Annotated in this window: 19 protein-coding genes and 1 tRNA gene; 2 read left to right on the top strand and 18 right to left on the bottom strand. The window is 64.4% G+C overall.

The features are described 5' to 3' along the window. Positions 1-294 precede the first annotated feature (294 nt). Positions 295-753, top strand: coding sequence for a YbjN domain-containing protein (locus J0I99_RS02325; protein ID WP_291395563.1), 459 nt, complete (start codon positions 295-297; stop codon positions 751-753). Positions 754-756: 3 nt separating this feature from the next. Here J0I99_RS02325 and J0I99_RS02330 read toward each other — a convergent pair whose 3' ends face one another. The 10 genes from J0I99_RS02330 to J0I99_RS02375 form a co-directional block, all read right to left on the bottom strand. Further along, entirely contained in the window at positions 757-1,419 is a 663-nt protein-coding gene (locus tag J0I99_RS02330; protein ID WP_291395564.1) for an O-methyltransferase, read from the bottom strand. 126 nt (positions 1,420-1,545) lie between these two features. After that, positions 1,546-5,748, bottom strand: a complete 4,203-nt coding sequence (gene rpoC / locus J0I99_RS02335) for a DNA-directed RNA polymerase subunit beta' (protein WP_291395565.1) — start codon at positions 5,746-5,748, stop codon at positions 1,546-1,548. A gap of 82 nt (positions 5,749-5,830) precedes the next feature. After that, positions 5,831-9,979: a DNA-directed RNA polymerase subunit beta gene (gene rpoB / locus J0I99_RS02340; RefSeq protein ID WP_291395566.1), complete on the bottom strand. Its 4,149-nt coding sequence runs from the start codon at positions 9,977-9,979 to the stop codon at positions 5,831-5,833. 300 nt (positions 9,980-10,279) lie between these two features. Continuing rightward, complete coding sequence (gene rplL / locus J0I99_RS02345; RefSeq protein ID WP_291389583.1) at positions 10,280-10,654, bottom strand: 50S ribosomal protein L7/L12; 375 nt, start codon at positions 10,652-10,654, stop codon at positions 10,280-10,282. Positions 10,655-10,727: 73 nt separating this feature from the next. Next, on the bottom strand, positions 10,728-11,246 hold the full coding sequence (gene rplJ / locus J0I99_RS02350) for a 50S ribosomal protein L10 (RefSeq protein ID WP_291389585.1): 519 nt from the start codon (positions 11,244-11,246) through the stop codon (positions 10,728-10,730). 299 nt (positions 11,247-11,545) lie between these two features. Beyond that, positions 11,546-12,238 (bottom strand): 50S ribosomal protein L1, encoded by a 693-nt coding sequence (gene rplA, locus J0I99_RS02355; RefSeq protein ID WP_291389586.1) that lies wholly within the window; start codon positions 12,236-12,238, stop codon positions 11,546-11,548. A 3-nt stretch (positions 12,239-12,241) separates the two neighbouring features. After that, the gene (rplK, locus tag J0I99_RS02360; protein ID WP_291395567.1) at positions 12,242-12,670 is read right to left on the bottom strand and encodes a 50S ribosomal protein L11; all 429 of its coding nucleotides are present in this window, start codon (positions 12,668-12,670) and stop codon (positions 12,242-12,244) included. Between the two features lie 193 nt (positions 12,671-12,863). After that, positions 12,864-13,394, bottom strand: a complete 531-nt coding sequence (gene nusG / locus J0I99_RS02365; RefSeq protein WP_273957950.1) for a transcription termination/antitermination protein NusG — start codon at positions 13,392-13,394, stop codon at positions 12,864-12,866. 36 nt (positions 13,395-13,430) lie between these two features. After that, complete coding sequence (gene secE / locus J0I99_RS02370; protein ID WP_291390164.1) at positions 13,431-13,625, bottom strand: preprotein translocase subunit SecE; 195 nt, start codon at positions 13,623-13,625, stop codon at positions 13,431-13,433. Between the two features lie 335 nt (positions 13,626-13,960). Continuing rightward, a tRNA-Trp gene (locus tag J0I99_RS02375) sits at positions 13,961-14,036 on the bottom strand. A gap of 400 nt (positions 14,037-14,436) precedes the next feature. Here J0I99_RS02375 and J0I99_RS02380 point away from each other — a divergent pair. Next, positions 14,437-15,702, top strand: a complete 1,266-nt coding sequence (locus J0I99_RS02380) for a Glu/Leu/Phe/Val dehydrogenase (protein WP_291395568.1) — start codon at positions 14,437-14,439, stop codon at positions 15,700-15,702. A 141-nt stretch (positions 15,703-15,843) separates the two neighbouring features. Here J0I99_RS02380 and J0I99_RS02385 read toward each other — a convergent pair whose 3' ends face one another. The 8 genes from J0I99_RS02385 to J0I99_RS02420 form a co-directional block, all read right to left on the bottom strand. Further along, positions 15,844-16,545 (bottom strand): RNA polymerase sigma factor, encoded by a 702-nt coding sequence (locus tag J0I99_RS02385; RefSeq protein ID WP_291395569.1) that lies wholly within the window; start codon positions 16,543-16,545, stop codon positions 15,844-15,846. A gap of 26 nt (positions 16,546-16,571) precedes the next feature. Next, on the bottom strand, positions 16,572-16,883 hold the full coding sequence (locus tag J0I99_RS02390) for a cupredoxin domain-containing protein (RefSeq protein WP_291395570.1): 312 nt from the start codon (positions 16,881-16,883) through the stop codon (positions 16,572-16,574). Between the two features lie 2 nt (positions 16,884-16,885). Continuing rightward, positions 16,886-17,404: a DUF4142 domain-containing protein gene (locus J0I99_RS02395; RefSeq protein WP_291395571.1), complete on the bottom strand. Its 519-nt coding sequence runs from the start codon at positions 17,402-17,404 to the stop codon at positions 16,886-16,888. A gap of 77 nt (positions 17,405-17,481) precedes the next feature. Then, positions 17,482-18,900, bottom strand: coding sequence for a nitronate monooxygenase (locus J0I99_RS02400; RefSeq protein ID WP_291395572.1), 1,419 nt, complete (start codon positions 18,898-18,900; stop codon positions 17,482-17,484). Further along, on the bottom strand, positions 18,897-19,262 hold the full coding sequence (locus J0I99_RS02405) for a DUF488 domain-containing protein (protein ID WP_291392355.1): 366 nt from the start codon (positions 19,260-19,262) through the stop codon (positions 18,897-18,899). The genes J0I99_RS02400 and J0I99_RS02405 overlap by 4 nt, the downstream gene beginning before the upstream one ends. 200 nt (positions 19,263-19,462) lie before the next feature. Next, positions 19,463-20,356 (bottom strand): U32 family peptidase, encoded by an 894-nt coding sequence (locus tag J0I99_RS02410; protein ID WP_291395801.1) that lies wholly within the window; start codon positions 20,354-20,356, stop codon positions 19,463-19,465. Further along, positions 20,356-21,324, bottom strand: coding sequence for a peptidase U32 family protein (locus tag J0I99_RS02415; protein ID WP_291395573.1), 969 nt, complete (start codon positions 21,322-21,324; stop codon positions 20,356-20,358). The genes J0I99_RS02410 and J0I99_RS02415 overlap by 1 nt, the downstream gene beginning before the upstream one ends. Next, positions 21,324-21,818 carry an SCP2 sterol-binding domain-containing protein gene (locus J0I99_RS02420; RefSeq protein ID WP_291392360.1) on the bottom strand — a complete coding sequence of 165 codons (495 nt, stop codon included), beginning with the start codon at positions 21,816-21,818 and terminating at the stop codon, positions 21,324-21,326. The genes J0I99_RS02415 and J0I99_RS02420 overlap by 1 nt, the downstream gene beginning before the upstream one ends. Positions 21,819-21,860 lie beyond the last annotated feature (42 nt).

Genomic DNA, 21,860 nt, shown 5'->3' on the forward strand with positions numbered 1-21,860 from the left:
AACTTCACGACCGACCGCTAAGGTTGCGCCTCTATATGGGGAGTGAGTCCCCCCGTCAAGGATTCTTTGCGGGGAATGGCGTGCTCAGCGCCCCGCAAATCCGGGGAATATCGGCTTCAGGGCGCCGCAGGTCGAACAGGCAGTGCTTGTTTGCCTTCCCTGCATGGCTTTGAACAGACTGAGCCTCGGGTTTTCCTCGCCTTTCAGGGAATCGACGGGGACCGGGTCTGTGCATTGGCCGCCGCACTCCACCCGTGTACTGTCCCCGCCAAAGACTCCATTTGGGACACCTCGATGAAATGGCTCGTCATGGCGGCCTCGCTTGCCGCCTCCCCTGCCCTTGGCCACGACATCTTCGACGGCAGCAGGGTTGATGACATCGTCACCCTTGCCCGGGGCTACGGCTCCGCCGCGCTCGAGACGCAGCCCGATGGCAGCCCGCGCATCGCCGGCCGGATCAAGGGCGTACCGTACTACGTCTTCTTCATGAATTGTGCCGAGGGCCGGGCCTGCGAGGACCTCAACTTCTATGCCGGCTTTGCCAACCTCAAGCCGACGCTGGATGCGATCAACGCCTGGAACCGCGACAAGCGCTTCGGCAACGCCTATCTCGACTCCGATCTGGATGCGGCAATCGAGTACGACGTGAACCTCGAGTACGGAGTCACGCGAGACAACCTCAATGCTGCGTTCGGCGTCTGGTCGGTCGTACTGGACGAGTACACAGGGTATATTGGCTACAAGGCGCAGTGATCGTCAGTCGAGGATCATCACCGCGAAGCCATCGTAGCCTTTCGCTCCCACCGTCTGCAGTGCTGTGGCCGATAGCCTGGGACTGGCCGCGATCAGCTCGAACGCGCCGCGACTGCCCTTGACGTTGGGATCGGTGCTTGCAGCATTGACCAGCTGGCCGTTGCGAACCACGTTGTCGAGGACGATCACCGTGCCGGGCCGGCCGAGCCGGATCGCCCAGTCGAGGTAGGTCGTGTTGTTCGGCTTGTCCGCATCGATAAAGACGAAGTCGAACGGCTCCTGGCTCTCCGCCGCCAGTATCGGCAGCGTCTCGGCGGCGGCCCCTACCCGAACCTCGATCACGCTGGAGAGCCCTGCCCGCTCGATATTCTGCCGCGCCACCTGGGCGTGATGCGGGTCGTACTCGAGCGTGACCACCTTGCCGCCATCGGGCAGCGCCTTCGCCATCCAGATCGTCGAGTAGGCGCCGAGCGTACCGACCTCCAGCACCCGCCTCGCCCCGCTCATCCGGACCAGGAGATGCAGGAACTTGCCCTGCGCCGCGGACACGTCGATCGGCCGGAGTCCCGCGGCTGCGTTGGCTGAGAGCGCGTCAGACAACGCAACATCTTTGTCAAAGAGCGTCTCAACGATGTATTCGTCCACCCGGCCCCAGATACCCGACATCCCTGCCCCCTCCTCTATCCCCCACCTTCTAGGCCCAGCAGCGCGACACTTCGATGGCAAACCGCTGGCAAGCAGAAAAAGAAAGGGCCCCGGAGGGCCCTTTCGAATTTCGTCGTTGTGAACCGCTTACTCGGCCGGCTCGGACGGCACGGCGTCCGGCGCCGGGATGGCGACGGCCTCCGCCTGGCGGCGGCGCTCGTCGAGGATCATCTCGTCGCGGCGAGCCGCGATGCCCTTGGCCTTGGACGTGCCGGCACCGGTACCAGCCGGGATGAGCCGGCCGACGATGACGTTCTCCTTGAGGCCTTCGAGCAGGTCGGCCTTGCCGGAAACCGCCGCCTCGGTGAGGACGCGGGTGGTCTCCTGGAACGAGGCGGCCGACACGAACGAGCGGGTCTGCAGCGACGCCTTGGTGATGCCGAGCAGCACCGGGTTGGCCGTCGCCGGCTTCTTGCCGTCCGCGACCAGCTGGTCATTGAGTTCGTCGAAGTCCAGCTTGTCGAGCTGCTCGTCCTTGAGCATGCCCGAGTCACCCGGGTTCACGATCTCGACCTTCTGCAGCATCTGGCGAACGATCACCTCGATGTGCTTGTCGTTAATCAGCACGCCCTGGAGCCGATAGACTTCCTGGATCTCGTTGACGAGGTAACGAGCAAGCTCCTCCACGCCCTTGATGGCCAGGATGTCGTGCGGGGCCGGATTGCCGTCGAGGACGTATTCGCCCTTCTCGATGGTGTCGCCTTCCTGCAGGTGGAACGGCTTGCCCTTCGGGATCAGGTACTCGACGGGCTCAGCACCCTCTTCCGCCGGCTCGATGATGATGCGGCGCTTGTTCTTGTAGTCGCGACCGAAGCGGATCGTGCCGGTAGCTTCGGCAATGATCGCGTGATCCTTCGGACGACGGGCCTCGAACAGCTCGGCCACACGCGGCAGACCGCCGGTGATGTCCTTGGTCTTGGCGCTCTCGAGCGGGATACGCGCGAGCACGTCACCAGCCGACACCTTCTCGCCGGGCTCAACCGCAATGACGGCGTCGACCGAGAGCAGGTAACGGGCTTCGCCACCGCGATCCAGCTTGACGACGGAGTCGCCGCGCTTGATCGCGAGCGCCGGCTTCAGCGCATCGTTGCGCTGGCTGCCGCGCCAATCGATGACGACGCGCTTGGTGAAGCCGGTCGTCTCGTCGGTGGTTTCCGCAACCGATGCACCGTCCACAAGGTCCTCGAAGGCCACTTCGCCTTCGATTTCCGCAAGGATCGGACGGGTGTACGGGTCCCATTCGGCGATACGCTGGCCGCGCTTGACCTCAACGCCATCATCGACGCGGAGCTTGGCACCATAGGTAACGCGGTGCGTGGCGCGATCCTTGCCCTCGGGGTCGAGGATGGCGATCGTCACGTTGCGGCCCATGGCGATCAGCTGACCGCCCTCGATCTTGGCGACGTTGCGGTTGCGGATCTCGACCTTACCCTCGGCACCAGCCTCGAGATAGGACGAGTCCACCACCTGCGCCGTGCCACCGATGTGGAACGTACGCATGGTGAGCTGGGTGCCCGGCTCGCCGATCGACTGCGCAGCGATAACGCCAACGGCTTCGCCGATGTTGACCGGCGTGCCGCGAGCGAGGTCACGGCCATAGCAGGCGGCACAGCAGCCGACGCGGAGGTCGCAGGTCAGCGGCGAGCGGATACGCACCGACTGCACCTTGTAGCTCTCGATGAGCTCGACATCCTTTTCACCAAGCAGCGTGCCCCTGGTGACGATGACGTCGCCGTTCTCCGGGTTGACGATATCGTCCGCCGCGGTGCGGCCGAGGATACGCTGGCCCAGAGACGCCACGACCTGGCCGGCATCGACGATGGGTTCCATCGTCAGGCCGCGATCGGTGCCGCAATCGAGCTCGGTGATGATCGAGTCCTGTGCCACGTCGACGAGGCGACGGGTCAGGTAACCCGAGTTGGCCGTCTTCAACGCGGTATCCGCGAGGCCCTTGCGGGCGCCGTGGGTCGAGTTGAAGTACTCGAGAACGTTCAGGCCTTCCTTGAAGTTGGCCGTGATCGGAGTCTCGATGATCGAGCCGTCGGGACGCGCCATCAGGCCGCGCATGCCGGCGAGCTGCTTCATCTGCGCCGGCGAGCCGCGGGCGCCCGAGTGGCTCATCATGTAGACCGAGTTGATCGGCAGCTGACGACCGGTCTCCGGGTCGAACTTGACCGCGGCGATACCCTTCATCATCTCCTCGGCGACCTTGTCACCGCACTTGGCCCAGGCGTCGACAACCTTGTTGTACTTCTCGCCCTGGGTGATGAGGCCGTCGTTGTACTGCTGCTCGAACTCCTCGACGAGCTTCCGCGTGTCCTCGACGATCTTATACTTCGAGGCCGGGATGACCATGTCGTCCTTGCCGAACGAGATGCCGGCGCGGGCGGCGTGCTTGAAGCCCAGGTCCATGATCCGGTCACAGAAGATGACCGTCTCCTTCTGACCGCAACCGCGATAGACGGTGTCGATCATCTTGGAGATCATCTTCTTGGTCATCAGCTGGTTCGCCGTGGCGTAGGGAACCTTCACCGACTTGGGCAGCAGCTTGCCGATCATCATGCGGCCAGGGGTGGTCTCCACCACCTCGGTCGAATGATTGCCGTTCTCGTCGTAGACGTCGACGCGGCCCTTGATCTTGGTGTGCATGGTCACGGCACCCGCAGCCAGGGCATGCTCGAGCTCGCCCATGTCCGAGAAGGCCATGCCCTCGCCGGGCTCCTTCTCGTTCATCAGCGACAGGTGATAGAGGCCCAGCACGATGTCCTGGCTCGGCACGATGATCGGCTGGCCGTTGGCCGGGTGCAGGATGTTGTTGGTCGACATCATCAGCACGCGGGCTTCCAGCTGCGCTTCCAGCGACAGCGGGACGTGCACAGCCATCTGGTCACCGTCGAAGTCGGCGTTGAACGCCGCGCAGACGAGCGGATGCAGCTGGATCGCCTTGCCTTCGATCAGGTGCGGCTCGAACGCCTGGATGCCCAGGCGGTGAAGGGTCGGAGCGCGGTTCAGGAGAACCGGGTGCTCGCGGATCACTTCATCGAGGATATCCCAGACCTCGGGCTTTTCCTTCTCGACGAGCTTCTTGGCCTGCTTGACGGTCGACGACAGCCCCTTGGCCTCGAGGCGCGAGTAGATGAACGGCTTGAACAGCTCGAGCGCCATCTTCTTGGGCAGGCCGCACTGGTGGAGCTTGAGCTCCGGACCCACGGTGATCACCGAACGGCCAGAATAGTCCACGCGCTTGCCGAGCAGGTTCTGGCGGAACCGGCCCTGCTTGCCCTTGAGCATGTCGGAGAGCGACTTCAGCGGACGCTTGTTCGCACCGGTGATGGTGCGGCCACGGCGGCCGTTGTCGAACAGCGCGTCCACCGCTTCCTGAAGCATGCGCTTCTCGTTGCGGATGATGATATCGGGTGCCCGCAGTTCGATAAGCCGCTTCAGGCGGTTGTTGCGGTTGATCACGCGACGATAGAGGTCGTTGAGATCGGACGTCGCGAAGCGACCGCCATCCAGCGGAACCAGCGGGCGAAGCTCCGGCGGAATGACCGGGATGACGGTCATGATCATCCACTCGGGCTTGTTGCCCGAGACGATGAACTGCTCGACGATTTTCAGGCGCTTGGCCAGCTTCTTGGGCTTCAGCTCGGTGGTCGCCTCGGCGATCTCGACGCGGAGGTCGGCGGCGATCTTCTCGAGGTCGAGCGAGAGCAGCAGGTCGCGGATGGCCTCAGCGCCGATCTTGGCGGTGAAGGTGTCAGCACCATACTGGTCCTGCGCGTCGAGATACTGCTCCTCGGTGACGAGCTCATTCACGCCGAACGGGGTCAGGCCCGGGTCCAGCACGACGTACTGCTCGAAGTAGAGGATGCGCTCGATGTCCTTGAGGGTCATGTCGAGCAGCAGCGCGATGCGCGACGGCAGCGACTTCAGGAACCAGATGTGGGCGACCGGAGCGGCGAGCTCGATGTGGCCCATGCGCTCACGACGGACGCGCGACAGCGTGACTTCAACGCCGCACTTCTCGCAGATCACGCCCTTGAACTTCATGCGCTTGTACTTGCCGCACAGGCACTCGTAGTCCTTCACCGGCCCGAAGATGCGCGCGCAGAACAGGCCGTCGCGCTCGGGCTTGAACGTGCGGTAGTTGATCGTCTCCGGCTTCTTGATCTCGCCGTAGGACCAGCTCAGGATCTTCTCCGGGCTGGCGATGCTGATCTTCATCTGATCGAACATCTGCACCGGGACCTGCGGATTGAACGGGTCCATGACGTGGTGATGAGTGGTCATCAGTATTTAGCTCCTCTGATCGATGGCTCCGGGTCTCAGGCCCGGAGCGCACCGAAGTGGTGTTGGGGTGAACGTGGCAGCCTTATTCCGCCGCGTTCTGAGGAGGTGCGAGCTGGTTGTCGCCGGGGCCGCCCTGGGGCAGAGCCTCGCCTTCAAACGTATCCAGCTCGACATTGAGGCCGAGAGAGCGGATTTCCTTGACGAGAACGTTGAAGCTCTCGGGGATGCCCGCTTCGAAGGTATCGTCGCCGCGGACGATCGCTTCGTAGACCTTGGTGCGACCGGCGACGTCGTCCGACTTGATCGTCAGCATTTCCTGGAGCGTGTACGCCGCGCCATAGGCCTCGAGCGCCCACACTTCCATCTCACCGAAGCGCTGGCCGCCGAACTGCGCCTTGCCGCCCAGCGGCTGCTGGGTAACGAGCGAGTACGGACCGATCGAACGCGCGTGGATCTTGTCGTCCACGAGGTGGTGGAGCTTCAGCATGTAGATGTAGCCAACCGTCACCTGGCGGTCGAACTGCTCGCCGGTCCGCCCGTCGAACACGCTGGACTGGCCGGAGGTCTTAAGACCGGCGCGGTTCAGCATCTCGACGATGTCGCTTTCCTTGGCACCGTCGAACACCGGAGTGGCAATCGGAACGCCCTTCGACAGGTGCTCGCCAAGCCGGATGATCGAGTCGTCGTCGAGGTCGGACACATAGTCATCGCCCTCGTACAGCGCGCTGATCTCCTTCTTGAGCGGCGTCAGATCACCCTTCTGCTGGTAGATCTTGACCATCTCGTCGATCTTCTTGCCCACGCCGCGGCAGGCCCAGCCGAGGTGAGTTTCGAGGATCTGACCGACGTTCATGCGCGAGGGCACGCCGAGCGGGTTCAGCACGATGTCGACGTGGGTGCCGTCTTCCAGATACGGCATGTCCTCGATCGGCACGATGCGGGACACCACACCCTTGTTGCCGTGACGGCCGGCCATCTTGTCGCCCGGCTGGATCTTGCGCTTGGTGGCGACGAAGACCTTGACCATCTTCATCACGCCCGGCGGAAGTTCGTCACCGCGCTGGAGCTTGTCGACCTTGTCGATGAAGCGCTGCTCGAGCAGCTTGCGGCTCTCCTCGTACTGGGCGTGGAGGGCCTCCATCTCGGCCATGACCTTGTCGTCCTCAAGGGCGAACTGCCACCACTTGGACCGGGGCTGGGCGTCGAAGGTCGCGTCGTTCAGCTTGGTGCCGGCGACATAGCCCTTCGGGCCGGTCGTGGCGGTCTTGCCGAACAGCATTTCCTTCAAACGCGCATAGACGTTGCGATCGAGGATCGACTGCTCGTCGTCACGGTCCTTGGCCAAGCGCTCGATTTCCTCGCGCTCGATGGCCATGGCGCGCTCGTCCTTGTCGATGCCGTGGCGGTTGAACACGCGCACTTCAACGACAGTACCAGCATCGCCCGGGGGAACGCGGAGCGAGGTGTCACGAACGTCCGACGCCTTCTCGCCGAAGATGGCGCGAAGCAGCTTTTCTTCCGGCGTCATCGGGCTTTCGCCCTTCGGCGTGATCTTGCCCACGAGGATGTCGCCAGCCGCGACCTCGGCACCGATATGCACGATACCGGCTTCGTCGAGGTTCTTGAGCGCCTCTTCCGAGACGTTCGGGATGTCGCGGGTGATTTCCTCAGGACCGAGCTTGGTGTCACGGGCCATCACTTCGTATTCCTCGATGTGGATCGAGGTGAAAACGTCCTGCATGGCGATCTTTTCGCTAAGCAGGATCGAGTCTTCGAAGTTGTAGCCGTTCCAGGGCATGAACGCGACGAGCACGTTCCGGCCCAGGGCGAGATCGCCCAGGTCGGTCGAGGGGCCATCGGCAACGATGTCGCCCGCGTCGACATGGTCGCCCACCACCACCAGCGGGCGCTGGTTGATGCAGGTCGACTGGTTCGAGCGCTGGAACTTCATCAGGTTGTAGATGTCCACGCCCGGCTTGCCCGGATCGGTCTCTTCCGTCGCACGGATGACGATACGGGTGGCGTCCACCTGGTCGACGATGCCCTTGCGCTTGGCGACGATCGCGGCGCCGGAGTCGCGGGCCACGGTCTTCTCCATGCCCGTACCCACGAACGGAGCCTCGGCACGCAGCAGCGGCACGGCCTGCTTCTGCATGTTCGAGCCCATCAGGGCGCGGTTGGCGTCGTCGTTCTCGAGGAACGGGATCAGCGACGCGGCGACCGAGATGACCTGCTTGGGCGAAACGTCCATCAGGTCGATCGTCTCCTTGGGCGTCAGGCCGTTATCGCCGGCATGGCGCGCCACCACGAGGTCGTTGATGAACTCGCCCTTCTCGTTGAGGGGCGCGTTCGCCTGCGCGACGTAGTGCTTGGCCTCTTCCATGGCCGACAGGTAGACGACCTCGTCGGTCACCTTGCCGTCCACGATCTTGCGGTACGGCGTCTCGATGAAGCCGTACTTGTTGACGTGGGCGTAAGTCGCCAGGTTGTTGATCAGGCCGATGTTCGGGCCTTCCGGCGTCTCGATCGGGCAGATACGGCCATAGTGGGTCGGATGCACGTCGCGGACTTCAAAGCCGGCGCGCTCGCGCGTCAGACCGCCAGGCCCGAGGGCCGAAAGGCGGCGCTTGTGCGAGACTTCCGACAGCGGGTTGGTCTGGTCCATGAACTGCGAAAGCTGCGACGAGCCGAAGAACTCACGCACGGCGGCCGCCGCCGGCTTGGCGTTGATCAGGTCCTGCGGCATGACGGTGTCGATCTCGACCGACGACATGCGCTCCTTGATCGCGCGCTCCATGCGGAGCAGCCCGAGCCGGTAGTGGTTCTCCATCAGTTCGCCGACCGAACGCACCCGGCGGTTGCCGAGGTTGTCGATGTCGTCGATCTCGCCCTTGCCGTCGCGCAGGTCGACCAGCGTGCGGACCACCTCGACGATGTCCTCCGGACGCAGGATGCGCACAGTGTCCTCGACGTCGAGGTCGAGGCGCATGTTCATCTTCACGCGGCCGACGGCCGAGAGGTCATAGCGCTCGCTGTCGAAGAACAGCGACTTGAACATGGCTTCGGCGGTTTCGACGGTCGGCGGCTCGCCCGGACGCATCACGCGGTAGATGTCGAACAGCGCATCCTCGCGGGACTCATTCTTGTCGACCGCCAGCGTGTTGCGGATGTAGGCGCCCACGGTGACATGGTCGATGTCGAGGATCGGCAACTCGTCGAAGCCCTTGTCCTTGAGCTTGTTGAGCAGCTTCTCATCGATCTCCTGGCCGGCTTCGGCGAAGATCTCACCGGTCTTGAGGTCGACCAGGTCCTGCGCGATGAACTGGCCGTAGAGGTCCTCTTCAACCACAGCGAGATGGGTGAGGCCGTTCTCGGCGAGCTTCTTGGCCTGGCGCGGCGAGAGCTTCTTGCCGCCCTCATGCACCACATCGCCGGTCTTGGCGTCGATGAGGTCGAACGTCGGCTTGGCGTTCTTCATCTTCTCGGCGTCGAACGGCTTCTGCCAACCGGTCTTGGTCTTCTCGAAGGTAACCGTGTCGTAATAGGTGTCGAGAATCTCTTCGGCATCCATCCCGAGCGCCTTGAGCAGCGACGTCACCGGAATCTTGCGGCGGCGGTCGATGCGCGCATAGACGATGTCCTTGGCGTCGAACTCGATATCGAGCCAGGACCCGCGGTACGGGATGATGCGGGCGGCGAACAGCAGCTTGCCCGACGAGTGGGTCTTGCCCTTGTCGTGGTCGAAGAACACGCCGGGCGAGCGGTGCATCTGGGACACGATCACGCGCTCGGTACCGTTCACGATGAACGTGCCGTTGGACGTCATGAAGGGCATGTCGCCCATATAGACGTCCTGCTCCTTGATGTCCTTGACCGAGCGGGCGCCGGTCTCCTCATCAACTTCGAACACGATCAGGCGAAGCGTGACCTTGAGCGGCGCTGCGAACGTCATGTCGCGCTGACGGCACTCGTCGACGTCATACTTCGGCTGCTCGAACTCGTACTTCACGAATTCGAGGGAAGCGGTGTTGGAAAAGTCGGTGATCGGGAAGACCGACCGGAAAACGGATTGAAGCCCCTCGTCGCCACGACCGCCCTTGGGCTCGTCGACGATGAGGAACTGATCATAGGAGGCCTTCTGGACCTCGATCAGATTGGGCATCTCCGTGACTTCGCGAATGCTGCCGAAAGACTTGCGTACCTTGCGGCGGCCGTTGAACGTGGTAGCCATACCAGCTCCTCAGTTTTCTCGATGTCTCGGAGGCAGATGTCCAAAGGCCCGACTATCAGCCGTCGGGCATCAGGACATCGGCCTTGGTGTGATAGTCCGGGCCTCGATGGGAGGGAGGCCCTCAGTTCCGCAACTAAAGCTCGCGCGGCCCTTGCGGGACCATGGTCCCGGAGCCGCTGTCTTGCGTCCCTGCCCGACCATCCAATCGTCGGGTGACGACGCCCCTTGTACTCGACACCGGGGCGGGAATGAGGCAGCGCGGATATTCCGCGCCGCCCCAGATCATGTCCGTAGACGAACTTACTTGAGTTCGATCTTGGCGCCGGCAGCTTCCAGCTTCTTCTTGATGTCCTCGGCCTCGGCCTTGGACGCAGCTTCCTTGATCGCCTTCGGAGCGCCTTCGACGAGGGCCTTGGCTTCGCCGAGACCGAGGCCGGTGATGGCGCGGACTTCCTTGATGACGTTGATCTTGTTGTCGCCGAACGAGGCGAGGATCACGTCGAATTCAGTCTTCTCTTCCACCGGAGCGGCGGCAGCGGCCGGACCGGCGGCAGCGACGGCGACCGGAGCGGCAGCCGAAACGCCCCACTTCTCTTCGAGCATCTTCGACAGTTCCGAAGCCTCGAGGACGGTGAGAGCCGAGAGGTCGTCTACGAGTTTGGCGAGATCAGCCATTTGAGTTCACTTTCGTGTTTCTGTGTCAGTTCGAACCGTGGAGGGCCAGGATGGCCCCACGTGGTAGTCATGCCTATGCGGCGTTGCCCTTTTCGGCGTGAGCCGAGATGACCCGTGCAACCGCACCGCCCGGAGCCTGCAGGACAGACGCGATACGCGTGCCGGGCTGCTTGAGCATCCCTGCGAGCGTGGCGCGAAGCTGGTCCAGCGACGGCATCGTGGCGAGCGCCTTGACGTTGTTGGCGTCGAGCCCGGTCTTGCCCATGGCGCCGCCGAGAACCACGAACTTCTGGTTCTTGTCGGCGAAAGCGGCCGCGACTTTCGGCGCGGTCATGGGATCCTTGGCGAAGGCGACGACGGTCGGGCCGGTGAACAGGCCCGAGATGTCGGCGTTGTCGGTTTCCTTCAGAGCAAGCTTGGCAAGGCGGTTCTTGGCGACCTTGATCGAGCCGCCGGCCTGCTTCATCTGCTTGCGCAGGGTCTCCAGGTCGGCAACGGTCAGGCCGGCGTTCTTAGCGACCACGATCGACCCGGCCGCCGCGAACGACGACTGGAGCGACGTGATAACGTCACGCTTTTCCGCTCTTTCCACTGCTAGTCTCCACATTAAGTCCACTGGATAGGTCGTGGACTTCTGCCAATTGCTGCCCTCCGTTTCGGGAGTGCAGCGGTTGATGCCTGTCAACCGGCTGACCGTCGGAGGGCGAAATGCCCCGTTGGCGGCAACTGGCCTGGTTCGAACCGGAACGAATTCCGGTCTTCACCCCATCTATGCGGGCCTCTTAAGTTTAGGCGCCTTGCGGCGTACCCGCAGTCTCGGACAGGACTTCTGCCGATCTCGCGATCGGCATCTCCGGCGACCGAGGCCGCCGGAAACTGGATGCGCCGGTCTTAGTGGACCGACGACGGATCGACATGGACGCCAGGGCCCATGGTCGACGAAACGGCGACGCGCTTCACGTAGGTGCCCTTGGCGCCGGACGGCTTCGCCTTGTTCACGGCATCCGCGAACGCCTTGATGTTCTGCAGCAGCGCTTCCTCGGAGAACGAGGCCTTGCCGACGCCGGCGTGCAGGATGCCCGCCTTCTCGACACGGAACTCCACAGCGCCACCCTTGGCGGCCTTGACCGCACCGGCGACGTCCGGAGTCACGGTGCCGACCTTTGGGTTCGGCATCAGGTTGCGCGGGCCCAGGATCTTACCGAGGCGACCGACGAGCGGCATCATGTCCGGGGTCGCGATGACGCGATCGAACTCGATCTTGCCCGACTGGACGATCTCGACGAGATCTTCCGCACCAACGATGTCGGCGCCGGCCTTGCGGGCCTCGTCAGCCTTGGCGTCCTTGGCGAACACGGCGACGCGAACGGTCTTGCCGGTGCCGTTGGGCAGGTTCACCACGCCGCGGACCATCTGGTCGGCGTGACGCGGATCGACACCCAGGTTGAAGGCGATTTCGACGGTCTCGTCAAACTTGGCCTTGGCACGTTCCTTGACCAGCTTGATGGCTTCTTCGACACCATAAAGCTTCTTGCGGTCGATGCCTTCGCGGATTGCGACGGTACGCTTACCGAGCTTGCTCATCTATCAGCCCTCCACCTGCAGGCCCATCGAACGGGCGGAACCGGCGATCATGCTCACGGCCTGCTCGACGTCGTAGGCGTTGAGATCCTTCATCTTCGCTTCGGCGATCGCACGGATCTGCTTCTGCGTGATGGTGCCGGCCGATTCCTTGCCCGGGAGCTTGGAGCCGGACTTCAGGTTCACGGCCTTCTTGATCAGGTAGGTGACCGGCGGCAGGCGGGTTTCGAACGTGAAGCTCTTGTCCGCATAAATGGTGATCACGACCGGAGTCGGAGCGCCCTTTTCCTGATCTGCGGTCTTGGCGTTGAAAGCCTTGCAGAATTCCATGATGTTGAGGCCGCGCTGGCCGAGCGCGGGGCCGATCGGCGGCGACGGCGTCGCCGAGCCGGCCGGGACCTGAAGCTTCAGGTAGCCAGTAATCTTCTTTGCCATGATACGTCCTTTCAAACGCTGCCCGGCGTCACCCGGGCGGTGAGACGCCGTGGTCCGGGACTTACGAGCGCCTGGCAGCGCCCTACCCTCCCACGGTTTTCCGGTAACCTCTCAGCTACCGCATCGGCTTACGCCGAATTCTTGCACTTCTACTTCGGTCGTGCTTTCGCGACGACAGGGCAGAACTCGAAGGTCAGACCTTCTCGACCTGGCCGTATTCCAGCTCGACGGGCGTCGGACGCCCGAAGATCGAGACTTCCACCTTGAGGCGCGAACGCTCCTCGTCGACCTCTTCCACAACGCCATTGAAGCTCGCGAACGGGCCGTCCGAAACGCGTACCTGCTCGCCAACCTCGAACGAGACCGACGGCTTGGGATGCTCGACGCCTTCCTGCACCTGCTGCAGGATGGCCATGGCTTCCTTTTCCGAGATCGGCATGGGCTTGTCGCCCGAGCCGAGGAAGCCGGTCACCTTGGGTGTGTTCTTGATGAGGTGGAACGCCTGGTCGGTCATTTCCATCTTCACCAGCACGTAGCCCGGGAAGAACTTGCGCTCGGCATCGACCTTGCGGCCACGGCGCATCTCCACGACCTTCTCGGTCGGGACGATCACGTCGTCGAACAATTCCTCGAGCTTCTTCTGAGCGACCTTCTGCTTGATGTCCTCAGCGACCTTGCGCTCGAAGTTCGAGTAAGCCTGAACGATGTACCAGCGTTTGGCCATGCCGCGCCGTAGCTCCTAGATATCCGTTTGCCGCGCTCAGCGGATCGACAGCATCAGCTGCACGAGCCAGGCGATAATCTGGTCGGCGGCGAGAAAGAAGACGCTGGCGAGAACCACCATGATCAGAACCATCACCGTGGAGATCAACGTTTCCTGCCGCGTCGGCCACGAAACCTTGCCAACCTCCTGGCGAACCTCTTGCAGAAATTTCAGGGGGTTAACGGCAGCCATCAGCCCTACTTTCGAAATGGCCTTGCGGCCAAAAACCAATAACCGCGCGAGTCACCCCGGGCGGCTGGGAAGCGGTATCTAATGGCTTGCCTGATCTATTGCAAGCCCCAATGACAGGCGCATGTCAACTGCTTCGATACCTCCAGACATCCGTCAATGCCCCCCTGCTTCGACCACGCCGCGGCGATCATAGAGTGAAGCCCGGGAAGCCGAACGCAGACTCGCCCAAACGGTCGATCTCGCCGGAGTTCCTCGCAGCGAGGAGGCCAGGCACACTGGAGCTGGAGCACGCGTGATACGCAGCAGCTCAGACTAGGCTTGGAGGGAGCTGCAGGTGGCAGGGGCAGCAGGACTTGAACCCGCGACCCTCGGTTTTGGAGACCGATGCTCTACCAACTGAGCTATACCCCTAAAACCTGCGGCCCTCCCTCTACTGAAAAGGACCGGCGTCCGCAAGGGGCTAGCACGCAGCCGCCCGGGTCCGACTACAACTCATCCTGCGCAAGACCACCCGTGATGCGGGACGCTCGCTCTGCCTTTGAGGTTCCAGAGGACGCACCCAGTCTTGTCGTAACAAGCGGCCTTTGCAGCGTGCCGCCGCGGATCAAACGCGGAGTGCGATCAGCAGCGCTGCCGTATCCGGGGCTCGAAGCCTGCCTGATCCTTGTGCAGATCCTGCTCGGCAGGGAGGCAGGTTGCCTGGGAATCACTCGAGAACTTGGTCAGTGTCGTTGACCAAGCGTAACGCGGCATGGCAGAAAGCCCCGCCCGCGTCCGGGGCCAAGATAAACTCCACTTGGGACTCTCCATCATGACTGACGAAACCTTGCTGGATCGCGCCCTGCAGCGCCTTGAGACCGCCGCGAGTCATCTGAAGATTGACCAGGACGTCATCGAGAAGCTGAAGTATCCGCGCGAGACGACCAAGATGCGGCTGCTGATCCGCATGGATGACGGATCGCGGAAGTCGTTTCTCGCCTGGCGCTGCCGCTACGACGATACCCGTGGGCCGACCAAGGGAGGCATCCGCTTCCACCCCGACGCCACCGAGGCCGAGGTCGAGACCCTCGCCTTCTGGATGACCTTCAAGTGCGCGGTCATGAACCTGCCCTACGGCGGCGGCAAGGGCGCGGTGCAGGTCGACCCGCGCCGGTTGTCCAAGTCCGAGCTGGAGCGGCTCAGCCGCGCCTACATGCAGGCCTTCTCACGCGTCGTCGGCCCGGATCGGGATATTCCGGCTCCCGATGTCTACACGAACTCAATGATCATGGGCTGGATGGCGGACGAGTACAGCCAGATCGTGGGCGCCGTTACCCCGGCCGTGATCACCGGCAAGCCGATCGCGCTGGGCGGCTCGCTTGGTCGCAACGACGCGACCGCGCGCGGCGGCTATTATCTGGTCCGCCATCTCGCCGACCAGCTGCGGCTGCCGGCCCAGCACCGTGTTGTCATCCAGGGCTTCGGCAACGCCGGCCAGTTCTATGCCCAGCTCGCCGCCAAGGACGGCCACCTCGTCGTCGCCGCTTCCGATTCCAGCGGCGCCATCCGCAGGGCGGATGGGCTCGATACGGCGGCGATGATCGCGGGCAAGGCCGCAGGCCAGTCGCTGGTTGCGCTGGCGGCGCAGTTGGGCGCCGAGGTCATCTCCCCCGAGGCGCTCATTGCCACCGAGTGCGACCTGCTGGTGCCCGCCGCGCTCGAGGACATGATCCACGAGGGCAACGCTGCGTCAGTGCAAGCCAAGGTGGTGCTGGAACTGGCCAACGGTCCCGTCACACCCGACGGCGACAAGGTGCTGGAGAGCAAGGGTGTCGTGGTGCTCCCCGATATCCTCGCCAATGCCGGCGGCGTGACCGTGTCGTATTTCGAGTGGGTGCAGAACCGGCAGGGCTACTACTGGGATCTCGAAGAGATCCACGCCCGTCTGCTGCGCATCGTGGAACGCGAGGGAGGGGCGGTCTGGGACATCGCCAGCGCGCGCGGCATCAGCATGCGTACCGCCGCGTATGTCCACGCGCTCGCGCGACTGGCCGGAGCCATCGAAGCGCATGGAACGCAGCCCTTTTTCGTGAGCTGACATCCCCAAACCCTGCTGCCTGAAGCACGGGGGGCACCTGTTGCCCCCCGATCCAGGAGCAGCACGCATCAGGACGTGTGTCGACGCAGCTCGATGCCCGCATTCCTGACGTGCTGCGCAGGGGAATCCCCGGCTGCGCGACTAGCGCTGCGGTGTCCGAAGCCTCGCGACAACACGATCAGCCATCGCCTCGCAGCGCGTCCCTGCGAATGGAAACAAGCCACCGAATGAGCCTTCCAGCTGTCGCTCCACGCCGGTGCGCAGCAGTCGGCGCGCGCGAAAGACCCGCGTCCTGACCGTCTCGGGCTGGAGGTCGAGTTGCTCGGCGATCTCCTCCACGCCGAGTCCTTCCACCTCCCGCAGGACGAAGACGGTTCGAAACGGCGGCGGCAGGTCGTCGATGAGCTGTTCGAGCAGGGTGCGTACTTCCTTGCGAGACATCTCGACCTCCGGATCAGGGGCATCGGGCCCGGGGAAGGGTATGACCTGGCTGCGCCCCTCGATATCGACCTGCTCGAGCCCGACGGTCGATCGCTGCCGCCGCCTTTGCGACAGTGCCTCGTTGATGGCGATCCGGGTCAGCCAGGTCGAGAACCGGGCGCCGTCGCGGAAACTGTCGAGGTTGCGGAAAGCGGCGATATAGGCCGCCTGGACCGCATCCTCGGCGTCGGCGTCGCTGCCCAGGATCGATCGCGCGACACGGAACAGCAACTGGTTGTGACGACGGACGAGCAAGCGAACGGCCGCTTCGTCACCCCCGCGAGCGAGCCCGACCAATTCGCCGTCGGCAAACTGGTCGAGGTCTCGATGAACGATCCGGACCAAACTCGGCGCAGTCCTCATCTCATCCTCCACGTTCGCTATGGAGCTCATGGCCCGACCATGAGCGTACCGGTCATGCCGGGGTGGAACTTGCAGAAGAACTCGATACTACCGGGCTCGCCGGCAACCACCGATGCAGATGTGCCGGGGGGCAGATCGACGTCGAAGCTGCCGTCCCGGGCAGTTGCCGTATGGCGGAACATATCATCATTCCGCCACACGACCGTATCGCCGGCCCGCAGTCCCGCCGGCACGGGCCCGAATTTCATCGCCGAGACGACGATGGTGTATTCCGCCGCAGCGCTCCCCCCGGGGGCGAGCTGCAGGGCAATCGCGAGGGCAAGGACCAGGACGCGCATGGTCACTTCACCTGCGTGGCCAGGTGTTCGGCATGCTGCTGGTGCTCGGTGAACAGCGTCAGTCCGGTGACCAGCAGCGCCTTGAGGTCGGCGTTCTGCGCGGCGGGAATCAGCACCGTACCCAGGGCCAGGTTCACCGCCTGATGGAAGGTCACCTCGTTCGCCACGTAGGCGACGTCGAAAGCCGGACCGTCCAGGGCGCTCAGTTCCTTGAGCTTGGCTGCGGCATCGGCGGCAAGCTTCTGGCTCGTCGGATTGTCCTCGGGAGTAACGCCGAGCTTGCCGAGCAGGGCCAGGGCCTCGTCGTTGACCGCCTTGTGGTCGCGCGCCATCAATTCGGCAAAGGCGATCACATCGGGGTTCTTGCTCTTCTGCAGCGCCTGCTCGGCCTCTGCGATGTCGAGCTGCCCGGCCGTGTAGGCGATATGCGCAATCTGCGCGTCGGTCGGTACATCATGGGCGAGTGCGGCGCCGCCGAGCGCCAGAACGGCGAGCATGGCGACGAGGGTTGATTTGATCATTGCAGGCTCCTGATGGGCGGAAACCCTCCGCCTCTGCCCATTGGATGCACGAACGACAGCCAGCGTTCCCGGCAGCATCAGGTTTCTGCGGTTTGACGCAGTGCCGTGCCCGCATCTGGCCAGACCGTGCGCTCGAGGGCCGATCGCAGGGAAACCAGGGCGGTCCGCAACGCGCCTTCCGGGACGCGAGCCGACAGCAGGCCGATCCGCCCCGACAGGTCGGCGGGGGACACGTCCGGCTGCATTGGCGGCGACAGGGTCCGTGCCTGTCGGCCGCCGGCAAGCAAGGTCAGCGCCAGCAGCCTTGGCGACAGGTCCAGGGCCTCGGAGGAAAACGGCGGCGCGTTCGCGTCGCGCGGCGGCCGCTGCGCCAGCACCGCGGCGAGCGCGCCGGCAAGCTTCGCCGCTTCGTCCCCCGCTGCAGCGGCATCCATCATTCCCATGTAGGTGCCGCCCATCTCGCCGGCATAACAGACTGAAGAACTGGCTTCGGCGGCGTCGTCTGGTGACGTGCAGGTCGACGCGATCAGTTGCTCCGCCTCCGCGACAATCCCGTCAAGGATGGCCCTGGCGCTTCTGATTGCATGGATCATGCCCACCCCGGTGCCGGCATACAGCGCCATGGACTCGAGGTCGCCCGTCGTGGAACGCAACGGAGAATCCGTACTGAACAGGTAGATCGGGCGACCATCCTCGTCGCCTATGACGACGCGCTCGCCCTCCACCTCCCGCCCCCGCTTACCTGCAGTCACGGCGCTCGCCAACACCCGCACCCGGGCACCATGCGGCCAATTGATGTGGAAGGTTTCGGTCAGCAGCGTGTCGCCCGCCTTCGCCGCGAGCAGACGGTGCTTGTGATGGTCGTGCGCGAACGACTCTTCAGCCGCCAGCAGCGCCGTCCCCAGCACGATCCCCTCCGCCCCAAGCGACAAGGCTGCAATGAGGTCGCCACCGGTAGAGAGTCCGCCAGCGGCCAGCACCGGCACCTGCACCGCGCCGGCCACCGCGGGCAATAATGACTGCAGTGGCGTGGCACCGCGGACATGGCCGCCCGCCTCGCAGCCCTGGGCGATGATGACCTGGGCCCCGGCCCGTTCCGCGTCGACTGCTTCGGCCACCGAACCTACCTGGTAGACGACGAGAATGCCCGCCTCCCGCAGCCGGCGGACGAGCCGCGTGTCGATGTCCCAGAACAGGGTCACGGCGGGCACCCGAAGCGCGAGAAGCGTCTCGACCTGCCGCGCCAGCAGGTCGCTGCCTGTGGCCGCCGGTATGATGTTGACCCCGAAGCGGTCGATACCGAGCCGGCGCAGCCGCCCGACCTCAGCGGCGATCAGTTCGGGCGACTCCCGCACCATGCCGAGAAAGCCGAAGCCCCCGGCGGCGGCGACGGCGGCCACCAGTTCCGACCGCGCGACGCCACCCATGCCCGCGAGGACGATCGGCCGGCTGCAGCCGAGCATGTGGCAGAGGGGATTGTCGGCAAGGTCCTTCACGACTCGCTCGCCGCTCCCTCGAGCAAGTCGCGCAGGACCAGTGCGTGATTGTGCTCGGTATCGCGGGCCGCGTAGACGAGTGTTACGTGATGTTCGTGTGACAGCCGACGGAGTCGCTCGAGGGCCTCGTTGCCAGCGAGTTCGGCCAGGTAGCGCCGGCGGAACTCCTGCCACCGTATGGGATCGTGGTTGAACCACTTCCGGAGCGCGGGGCTGGGCGCCACATCCTTCAACCATTCGTCGATCGCCGCATGCTGCTTGTCGAGCCCCCGCGGCCACAGCCGGTCGATCAGGACACGCACGCCGTCAACGTCCGCTGGCGGGTCATAGGCGCGCTTGAGTGACAGAGGTTCGACGCTCATGCTCAGGCATCCTCGTCGGTAGCGCCCGATCCGGTCGGGTCGCTGCAACGCATCTGGCGGAGATTCGCCCAACCTCCGCCGCGGGTTCGGCTCGGCGCGTGACGGCCAGTGGTTAGGAGACTAACGACCGGCATGACTTAACGCAATGCCGGATAACTTGTGGCTTCATTTGCCTTGACTTCTCGACACATCGAAATGGTCTAGCCGGCCGGTACGTTCAGGTAGCCGGCCTGCCCGTGAATGGCGCCGTTGCTGAACGTGACGCCAGGACACAGCTCGGCGAGCCGGCCTTGTGCCTCGGCGCCCGATAGACGCCCGGAGACGGCGGCGCGGAAGGTGTCGGCGACCGCGACCATGTCGCAGCGTTGTGGCGAGAGACGCATGGCGCCCACCCCAAGCTTCGACAGCGGCGACAGCTCGCCCAGCAGCGAGCTGTAGGTGCTCGACATGGTCTGTACGCCATTGAGGGCGAGGAACGGCTGGCGATCGAGCGTCTCGACCAGCAGCCCGTCGGGCTCCTCGCCGCAGACGAAGCGGCAATTGTCCTTGGTCAGTCCCTTGCGACGTGCGTGAGCGCAGCGGACGGAGATGGCCAGCGGTGCGCGGCCGAAAGCGAATACCTCGAGCTCGACGTCCGGCACCGCGGCCGCGATGCCGGCTATCGAGGCGGCCGGCAATTCAGGTGGCAGGCAGATGCTTGCCGCGCCTCGCCAGGCCAGCACCTTTGCCGTCGCCGCATTGTAGACGTTGACGAAAGGGCCGATGGCGTGCCGCCGTCCGGCGACGGTGTGGTGCGCGGCGATGTCGTTCGCCTCGATCTCCACATCGTCCCTTTGGGTGAGATCGTGCGTGCTGCGCTGCTCGCGGCTGAGGGTGATAAGCGCCAGCGAGGCGAGACGCACCGCCTTGCCGGCGCGGCGCAGGCGTTCGACCATCGCCGGCAGATGTTGTTCATGGAAGTGGCGACGCTTGGAGCAGACGACCTCTCCGAGCACGACGGTGTTGACGTCGGCCTCGTCGGCGATGCGCCGGTAGAAGTCGAGCCAGGTGTCGGTGTCCCACAGATAAAGGACGGGACCCAGGGTGAGCCGCATCATCGCCATCCCTTGTTGTAGGGGCCCGCAGTGGTCCGCAGTCCCTCGCTCATCGTCGAGAGGTCGGCGGCATCGGCTGTCGCGACGCCATCGAGGGCGCGTCGGAACTCTACCACCACCTTGGCCACATAGGCGCGACCGCGCTGCCGGCCCTCGATCTTCAGGGCGCTGACGCCTGCAGCAGCCAGCTCACCGAGGTGCTGGGTCACATCGAGGCTCACCGGATCCTCGAACAGATAGCCTGGCTCCCCATTTACGGCGAACCGACCCTTGCAGATGGTCGGATAGCCGGCCGGCTCGCCGGCCGGGAAGCGGTTGATTGTAAAGGCGCCGAGTTCGGACACTGTCTCGCCGCGATCCTCGTGATACCGGACGTGGCTGGCCGGCGAACACACCCCATGCATGTTGGGCGATCGGCCTGTGGCGTATGACGAGAGCGAGCAGCGCCCCTCCTCCATCACGCACAGGCCGCCGAAAACGAAGACCTCGGTTTCGCAGCTCACGGCTCGCGTCAGCGCCGCGACTTCGGCGATCGACAGGACGCGCGGCAACACCACCCGCTTCACGCCAAAGGCCTCGACATAGAATGCGATACTGTCAGAGTTGGCCGCCCCCGCCTGCACGGACAAATGCCGGCGCTTTTCGGGCCAGCGCTCGGCCGCATAGCCGAGCAGTCCGATGTCGGCGAGGATCAGCGCGTCGGCGCCCAGGCTGGCGGCGTCGTCCACCGCGCTGGTCCACAGCCTCTCGTTACCCTGGCGCATGAAGGTGTTGATGGCGACCAGCGTCCTGACGCCTCGGGGGCGGGCGTAGGCGATTGCGGCGCCGAGCTCGTCGCGCGTCAGGTTGAGGCCGGGGAAGTTGCGGGCGTTGGTCTCGTCGCGGAAGCCGCAGTAGACCGCATCGGCGCCCGCATCGACGGCGTCCCGAAAGGCGGCAAGCGTACCGGCGGGGCAGATGAGCTCCATCAGACGATGTCCGCCAGCAGCCGGTCACGGGCGATAGCGAGCAGCTTCCCGATCGCCGGACGCGCAGGGCCGCTGCGCGGCGCAAGGATCTGCGGCAGGTCGAGCCTTGTGTCGTCGAGCGCATTGCGCAGCGCCAGCGCCGCTTCCATGTCGCCTTCGATGCGGAGCCGGCGCGAGAAGAACTCGGTATCGCCATCGACCCTGCCCTCGGCGAGCGCGAGCATCACCAGCAGTGGACCGCTGATGGTGACATCGTTGCGCAGGAAGCGGCCGCGGCGGCGTACGGAAACCGATCTGGCTGCCGGGCGGACGCCGAAGGCAAAGGGGAGTTCCTCGGGCTCGAACACGAACTGGCTGGTGCCGTATTGGCCCAGCCGGTCGAACAGGCCGGGATGGGCACCCAGGACACGTCGCAGCAGGCGCGTCGCCAGCAGCTCAACCGCCGGTATGGGCAGCCGGCCGGCGACAAGAAGAGGCAGGGTGATGAAGGCCATGGCGTTGCACTCGCGCGAGCTAAGTCGGGTGCAGGCTAGAGC

The sequence above is a fragment of the Devosia sp. genome, from assembly GCF_017307495.1.
GTDB lineage: Bacteria > Pseudomonadota > Alphaproteobacteria > Rhizobiales > Devosiaceae > Devosia_A.